Here is a 6,030-nt window from a genome sequence, read left to right as displayed (position 1 = left end):
CGAACTGAACTTTAAGATCTCGACTATTGAATATAGGATCTCAGCGCGTTTTCATGCTAGAATTTGCGCAATTTTTTTGTACTCGATAAGTAGCACTGTAATGATCTTAGATGATATCCGCATCGTTTTAGTTAATACCTCACATTCTGGCAATATTGGTTCTGCGGCACGTGCCATGAAAACCATGGGATTATCAAAGTTATACCTTGTAGATCCTGCTTGTGAAATAGATAGTCATGCCAGCGCACTGGCTGCAGGTGCTACAGATGTACTTGGTAATGCGGTTATTGTTGATACGGTTGCCGATGCCATTGCTGATTGTGCATTAACTATTGGTACTAGCGCTCGCTCGCGTACATTGTCGTGGCCTATGGTTGAGCCGCGTGAATGTGGTGAAAAGCTTGTTGGCGAAGCTGTAAATGGCCCTGTAGCACTTGTATTTGGTCGTGAAAACAGTGGCTTAACAAACGAAGAATTACAACTGTGTAATTACCATGTGTGTATTCCTGCTAACCCAGAATACAGCTCGCTAAATTTAGCCATGGCAGTACAAACCTTATGTTATGAAACGCGCATGGCATTTTTAAATCAACAGCCTAAAGCGGAACAAGAAGAAGACGACACCCTATATCCATCGTCTAAACAAACAGAGCTGTTTTACGAACATCTTGAAGAGACCTTGTTTAAAACAGGCTTCATCATTAAGCAGCACCCAGGCATGGTAATGACTAAGCTACGTCGCCTGTTTAATCGTGCTCGCCCTGAAGATGCTGAAATGAACATATTACGAGGTATTCTTACCTCAATTAATAAGTCTATAAAATAGCAATTAGTTATAAATAGCGCCCTTTATTACCCCACTAATACTTGACTAAATTACTCAGGTAATTACAATAGACCCAATACTTGACCAAAACAGTCGGGTATTTCAAGTTTATCGGCAGCCATTTGAGGCTAGCCAATCAGGATAATACTTGACTAATCTACTCTGGTAATTAAAATTTGCACTCTTTTGTGCGGGGGGCGTTATGAAGTTAACATCAAAAGGCAGATATGCCGTTACAGCCATGCTGGATGTTGCACTACATGCAAATATAGGCCCTGTAGCGCTTGCAGATATTTCGCAGCGCCAAGAAATTTCTTTGTCTTATCTTGAGCAGTTATTCGCCCGTTTACGTAAGAATGGGCTAGTGAGTTCTGTTCGAGGTCCTGGTGGGGGCTATTTACTAGGACGTGAGGCTGATGTAATTTCAGTTGGCGATGTTATCAATGCGGTAGATGAATCTGTTGACGCTACACGGTGTCAGCGAAGCAATACTGGTTGTCAAAGTGGTATGCGTTGTTTAACCCATACATTGTGGTCAGACTTAAGCGCACGAATTGAAGAATTTTTAAATAATATTACCTTAGCTGAACTGGTCGAAAAGTCGGACGTTAAAGCGGTCGCTCTTCGCCAAGAAAACAGCGTTAATGATGCAATTAAGCAGTTGGAAAATATTCAAGTAAGCTGTCAACTTTAAGGTTGACCTGCAGCGGAGAGAGAAATGAAGTTACCGATTTATTTAGATTACGCAGCAACTACGCCCGTTGACGAACGAGTTGCCAAAGAAATGATGCAGTGCCTGACTATGGACGGTAATTTTGGTAATCCAGCATCGCGTTCACACCGTTTTGGTTGGCAAGCTGAAGAAGTCGTTGACCAAGCACGTACTGACATTGCCGATTTAATTAATGCAGACCCACGTGAAATTGTATTCACATCGGGTGCAACAGAATCAAATAACCTTGCTATTAAAGGTGCAGCTCAGTTTTACAAGAAAAAAGGTAAGCATGTTATTACCGCTAAAACTGAACACAAAGCAGTTATCGACACATGTCGTGAGCTTGAGCGTCAAGGGTTTGAAGTAACTTATATGGACGTTGAAGAAAACGGCCTACTTGATCTGCAAAAATTAGCAGATACGATGCGTGACGACACCGTGCTTGTAAGCATTATGCATGTAAATAACGAGCTAGGTGTAATCCAAGACATCAACACTATTGGTGAAATGTGTCGCGAACGTAAAATTATGTTCCACGTAGATGCAGCACAAAGCGCAGGTAAAGTTTTAATCGATGTGCAACAAACCAAAGTAGATTTTATGTCATTCTCGGCGCACAAAGTATACGGCCCTAAAGGCGTAGGTGCTTTGTATGTTCGTCGTAAACCACGTGCACGTTTAGAAGCACAAATGCACGGTGGCGGCCATGAACGTGGTATGCGTTCTGGTACATTAGCAACCCATCAGTTAGTAGGTATGGGCGCAGCATTTAGAATTGCAAAACAAGATTTTGAAAAAGATCACGCACACATCAGTGCGTTACGTAAACGCCTAATCGACGGCATTTTAACAGATATGGACGAAGTGTACTTTAACGGCACACAAGACCAATCAGTACCTGGTATTGTTAATATCAGCTTTAACTTTGTTGAAGGTGAGTCGTTACTAATGGCCGTTAAAGATATTGCGGTATCGTCAGGTTCAGCCTGTACATCTGCAAGTTTAGAACCTTCTTACGTATTACGTGCATTAGGCCGCAACGACGAATTAGCACATAGTTCAATTCGTTTTAGTATTGGCCGTTTTACCACCGAAGAAGAGATTGATTACACCGTTGAGCTAATGAAAAACTCGATTGGCCGTTTACGTGAAATGTCTCCTCTTTGGGAAATGCACCAAGAAGGTGTTGATTTAGATTCAGTTGAATGGGCGCACCACTAATTAGTGGAGCCCATACCTAGCAGGTAGTGAGGATAGAATTATGGCTTACAGTGATAAAGTAATCGACCACGTAGAAAACCCACGTAACGTAGGTGCTCTAGATAAAAACGATCCGTCAGTGGCAACGGGTATGGTAGGCGCACCAGCATGTGGTGACGTAATGAAACTGCAAATTAAAGTGTCTGCAGAAGGCGTGATTGAAGATGCAAAATTCAAAACGTACGGCTGTGGTAGTGCAATTGCTTCATCTTCACTGGTAACAGAGTGGGTTAAAGGCAAAACACTAGACGAAGCGTCTACTATCAAAAATACCGATATCAGCGCAGAGCTAGAATTACCACCAGTGAAAATTCACTGTTCAATTTTAGCAGAAGATGCAATTCAAGCAGCAATTGCAGATTACAAAAGCAAACATACAAACTAAGAGATATTCATGGCAGTGACATTGACAGATGCGGCAGCAAACCGCGTACAATCATTTTTAGCAAACCGTGGTAAAGGCATAGGCCTGCGAGTTGGCATTAAAACGACGGGCTGTTCAGGTCTTGCTTATGTATTAGAGTTTGTTGATGAGCTAAACGATGACGATGAAACATTTGCGGCCAAAGGCGTTACCTTAATTGTTGACGCTAAAAGCTTAGTTTATATCGACGGCACTGAGCTCGACTACACTAAAGAAGGCTTAAATGAAGGGTTTAAATTTAACAACCCTAATCAAGCTGATGAGTGTGGTTGTGGCGAAAGCTTTACCGTTTAAGCTCAAACTTGTTTTGATATAACTAAGCCCTGCCAATTAATGTAGGGCTTTGTCATTTGTGAGAAGTTATGCGTTATTTTGAGTTATTTGCAATTCCCGTTGACTACAATATTGATTTAGCAACGATCAACAAGCACTACTTAGAACTTCAACGTGCTGTTCACCCTGATCGCCATGCTAATGCTAGCAGTCGTGATAAATTAATGGCCGTACAAAGTACTGCCGAAATTAATGATGCACTGCAAACACTTAAGCACCCCGTTAAACGTGCAGAATATATGCTGAGCGAGCTAGGCGTAGATATTCGCGCTGAGCAGCAAACATTACAAGATCCCATGTTTTTAATGCAGCAAATGGAGCTTCGAGAAGAACTTGAAGAGTTAGCGACCGCAAGCGATCCTGATTCTGCTATTGCCCATTTTGAAAAACAAATCAAACAGCTTGATCAGCAATACAGTGCGCAATTGGCAGAGCAGTTAGCAAGTAACGATGAACAGCAATATCAACAAGCAGCGGACAGTATCCGTAAGCTAAAGTTTGTCTATAAGTTACGCGACGAGCTTGAACGCATTGAAGATAGTTTATTTGACGATTAATTCACTTGCTGCAAAGCGAGCAACACGAGTTTAAAGAGCATTATGGCATTATTGCAAATTGCTGAGCCGGGGCAGAGCGCGGCACCACATGAACATAAATTAGCAATTGGTATTGATTTAGGTACTACAAACTCATTAGTGGCAACCGTACAAAGCGGCGAAGCTCGTACTATTACTGATGAGTCAGGCGAAGCAATGTTACCGTCTGTAGTGCGTTACCAAGCTGGTGGTATAACCGTAGGTGCAGACGCAATGCAAGCGGCTACACTCGATCCGGTTAATACACTCATTTCAGTTAAGCGCTTTTTAGGTAAAACCCAAGCCGAAATAGAACAAAGCTATGGCCAACTGCCTTATCAGTTTTGCGATGATAACGGTGCACTTGCTATAGCAACTGAAGCCGGAAAAATCAGCCCAGTAAAAGCATCAAGTCATATTTTAGGTGCCTTAAAAGCACGTGCAGAACAAAGCTTTGGTAATCAAGATATTTTAGGCGCGGTTATCACCGTACCGGCCTATTTCGATGATGCACAGCGCCAAAGCACTAAAGATGCGGCTGAACTTGCCGGCATTAATGTACTGCGTTTATTAAACGAGCCAACTGCGGCTGCCGTTGCTTATGGTTTAGACTCAGGCCAAGAAGGCATAATTGCTGTTTATGACTTAGGTGGCGGAACATTTGATATTTCTATACTGCGCTTAAATAAAGGCGTGTTTGAAGTATTGGCCACTGGTGGCGATTCAAGCCTAGGCGGCGACGACTTTGACTCATTATTAGTTGATTACCTAAAACAAGAAACCGGCGTAACGGGCTTATCTCCTTCGGTATTACGTTTATTTATAAATAAAGCCAAAGCCTGTAAAGAAGCACTCAGCCAATACGAAAAAGTGAATGTTGGCCTTGAGTTTGACGATGAAAAATACATGGTTGAAGTAACGCGAGAGAAGTTTAACGAGCTGGCTATGCCACTGGTTAAAAAAACGCTCCGCTCATGTCGTCGTGCAGTAAAAGATGCCGGTATTGAAAACCAAGAAGTACTACAAGTGGTGATGGTTGGCGGTTCAACCCGCATGCCGTTGGTACGTACTCAAGTTGGCGAGTTTTTTGATAAACAACCACTTACTTCAATTGATCCTGATCGTGTTGTTGCACTGGGTGCAGCATTACAAGCTGACGTATTAATTGGTAACAAGCCAGATTCAGACATGTTATTGCTGGATGTGTTACCGTTGTCGCTAGGACTTGAGACCATGGGTGGCTTGGTTGAAAAAATCATTCCACGCAATACCACTATCCCAGTTGCACGTGCGCAAGAATTTACAACGTTTAAAGATGGTCAAACGGCTATGTCGTTGCATGTATTACAAGGTGAGCGTGAACTGGTTGACGATTGTCGATCGCTGGCAAAATTTAGCTTAAAAGGCATTCCACCTATGGCGGCGGGAGCGGCGCATATTCGCGTTACCTTTAAAGTAGACGCTGATGGTTTACTAAGCGTATCAGCCATGGAAAAATCAACTGGCGTTCAAGCAGAAATACAAGTAAAACCGTCGTTTGGTTTGTCTGACGACCAAGTTGCTAATATGCTTAAAGAGTCGATGAGTAACGCTAAAGGCGACATGCAAGCGCGTATGCTTAAAGAGCAACAAGTTGAAGCGCTTCGAGTAATAGAAGCAATGGAAGCCTCTTTAGCTGCTGATGGCGATTTACTTGAGCCTGAGCAACTAGCGGCACTAAAAGTGGAAATAAACGAACTTGCAAAAGTACGCGAGAGTGCACAAGAGCCAAGCGAAATTAAAGCAGCCATTGAAAAAATGGACAATGCGAGTAGTGATTTTGCCGCGCGTAGAATGGATGCATCAATTAAAAAAGCCTTAACAGGCCAGTCAGTAGACAATATATAAGAGAGATTAG

Annotated in this window: 7 protein-coding genes; all 7 read left to right on the top strand. The window is 42.6% G+C overall.

Annotated elements, in window-relative coordinates; genetic code table 11:
* Nucleotides 1-100: 100 nt before the first annotated feature.
* The 7 genes from trmJ (at nucleotide 101) to hscA (ending at nucleotide 6,020) form a co-directional block, all read left to right on the top strand.
* Complete coding sequence (trmJ, locus tag MTF66_RS15445) at nucleotides 101-826, top strand: tRNA (cytosine(32)/uridine(32)-2'-O)-methyltransferase TrmJ (RefSeq protein WP_248527675.1); 726 nt, start codon at nucleotides 101-103, stop codon at nucleotides 824-826.
* A gap of 202 nt (nucleotides 827-1,028) precedes the next feature.
* Nucleotides 1,029-1,520: a Fe-S cluster assembly transcriptional regulator IscR gene (gene iscR / locus MTF66_RS15440; protein ID WP_008113921.1), complete on the top strand. Its 492-nt coding sequence runs from the start codon at nucleotides 1,029-1,031 to the stop codon at nucleotides 1,518-1,520.
* A gap of 24 nt (nucleotides 1,521-1,544) precedes the next feature.
* Nucleotides 1,545-2,762 carry an IscS subfamily cysteine desulfurase gene (locus MTF66_RS15435; RefSeq protein WP_008113922.1) on the top strand — a complete coding sequence of 406 codons (1,218 nt, stop codon included), beginning with the start codon at nucleotides 1,545-1,547 and terminating at the stop codon, nucleotides 2,760-2,762.
* Nucleotides 2,763-2,802: 40 nt separating this feature from the next.
* Complete coding sequence (gene iscU, locus MTF66_RS15430) at nucleotides 2,803-3,186, top strand: Fe-S cluster assembly scaffold IscU (RefSeq protein WP_054202356.1); 384 nt, start codon at nucleotides 2,803-2,805, stop codon at nucleotides 3,184-3,186.
* 9 nt (nucleotides 3,187-3,195) lie between these two features.
* Complete coding sequence (gene iscA / locus MTF66_RS15425) at nucleotides 3,196-3,519, top strand: iron-sulfur cluster assembly protein IscA (RefSeq protein ID WP_008113924.1); 324 nt, start codon at nucleotides 3,196-3,198, stop codon at nucleotides 3,517-3,519.
* A 68-nt stretch (nucleotides 3,520-3,587) separates the two neighbouring features.
* Entirely contained in the window at nucleotides 3,588-4,115 is a 528-nt protein-coding gene (gene hscB / locus MTF66_RS15420) for a co-chaperone HscB (RefSeq protein ID WP_138623799.1), read from the top strand.
* A gap of 42 nt (nucleotides 4,116-4,157) precedes the next feature.
* Nucleotides 4,158-6,020: a Fe-S protein assembly chaperone HscA gene (gene hscA / locus MTF66_RS15415; RefSeq protein ID WP_054202354.1), complete on the top strand. Its 1,863-nt coding sequence runs from the start codon at nucleotides 4,158-4,160 to the stop codon at nucleotides 6,018-6,020.
* Nucleotides 6,021-6,030 lie beyond the last annotated feature (10 nt).

Source organism: Pseudoalteromonas sp. 2CM39R, assembly GCF_023161845.1.
This window is presented reverse-complemented; position numbering and strand designations above follow the sequence as displayed.

Bases quoted from the DNA above. Each gene is read 5' to 3' on its own strand.
- hscB (WP_138623799.1), top strand. From the start codon at position 3,588: ATGCGTTATTTTGAGTTATTTGCAATTCCCGTTGACTACAATATTGAT.
- hscA (WP_054202354.1), top strand. From the start codon at position 4,158: ATGGCATTATTGCAAATTGCTGAGCCGGGGCAGAGCGCGGCACCACAT.
- MTF66_RS15435 (WP_008113922.1), top strand. From the start codon at position 1,545: ATGAAGTTACCGATTTATTTAGATTACGCAGCAACTACGCCCGTTGAC.
- trmJ (WP_248527675.1), top strand. From the start codon at position 101: ATGATCTTAGATGATATCCGCATCGTTTTAGTTAATACCTCACATTCT.
- iscA (WP_008113924.1), top strand. From the start codon at position 3,196: ATGGCAGTGACATTGACAGATGCGGCAGCAAACCGCGTACAATCATTT.
- iscU (WP_054202356.1), top strand. From the start codon at position 2,803: ATGGCTTACAGTGATAAAGTAATCGACCACGTAGAAAACCCACGTAAC.
- iscR (WP_008113921.1), top strand. From the start codon at position 1,029: ATGAAGTTAACATCAAAAGGCAGATATGCCGTTACAGCCATGCTGGAT.